This window comes from Acinetobacter lwoffii (assembly GCF_024129435.1).
In the GTDB taxonomy this organism is placed as follows: Bacteria; Pseudomonadota; Gammaproteobacteria; order Pseudomonadales; family Moraxellaceae; genus Acinetobacter; species Acinetobacter lwoffii_F.
In genome coordinates this window covers 1-794 of the sequence record NZ_JAMXXN010000076.1, presented here as the reverse complement: position 1 = coordinate 794, position 794 = coordinate 1, and the positions used below count along the sequence as shown (strand labels likewise).

Annotated in this window: 1 pseudogene; it reads right to left on the bottom strand. The window is 35.9% G+C overall.

Going from position 1 to position 794, the window contains the following annotated elements:
• Nucleotides 1-16 precede the first annotated feature (16 nt).
• Nucleotides 17-782, bottom strand: a pseudogene (locus NI455_RS15370) (IS5-like element ISAba31 family transposase).
• Between the last annotated feature and the right edge of the window lie 12 nt (nt 783-794).

Sequence of the window (794 nt, the reverse complement as noted above, 5' to 3'; positions counted from 1 at the left end):
TAGGGTCTGTTGACATTTACTGTTCATAATTAACCCTATAAAGGTAGCCATAAAAATATACAGGCTAAAGCAACAGAACTTTGATAATTTCTTTTGAGCTTGTCATATCGAGTAGCTATTCCTCTAAATTGCTTTAATCTACAAAACATATTTTCAACTAAATGCCTGATTTTATATAAACACCAGTCCATATGGTCATTGTTCGATTGGCTATTTGTTTTCTTTGGTATATTCGCTTTAGTCCCTGTTTTCCTGATCTGTTCACGCAGTGGTTCTGAATCATAGCCTTTATCTGCACATACCACTTTTGTCTCTTTTAAATCTAATGTTGATATTAAATCAGGTGCAACTTTAACATCATGTGTGGTTCCATCGGTAATCATGAAATCAATAGGATTGCCATGTGCATCAACAATCAAATGTATTTTTGAGGAGTTTCCTCCTACACTTTTAGAAATAGATTGATTCGCTATGCCGGCAGAATGTTGATGAGCACGTACATGAGAGCCATCAATAAAAATCCACTCCATATCGGGGCATGAGGCTAGTAATTTGAATAATCTAAGTAACTTACCGCTGCTTGACCAACGATTAAAACGTTTGAAAATAGAGTTGGAATGACCAAAACAACAAGGAATATCTCGCCACGGACAGCCTGTTCTAATTCTATAGAGAATAGCTTCAATAAAATTGCGTAAATTTGAGTTGTGGTGAATGGATAAATTACGCAGAATAACTTTCAACTTTTGCCAGTGTTGATCTGTCAGCATGGTACGAGGCATAGCGAATAGTAA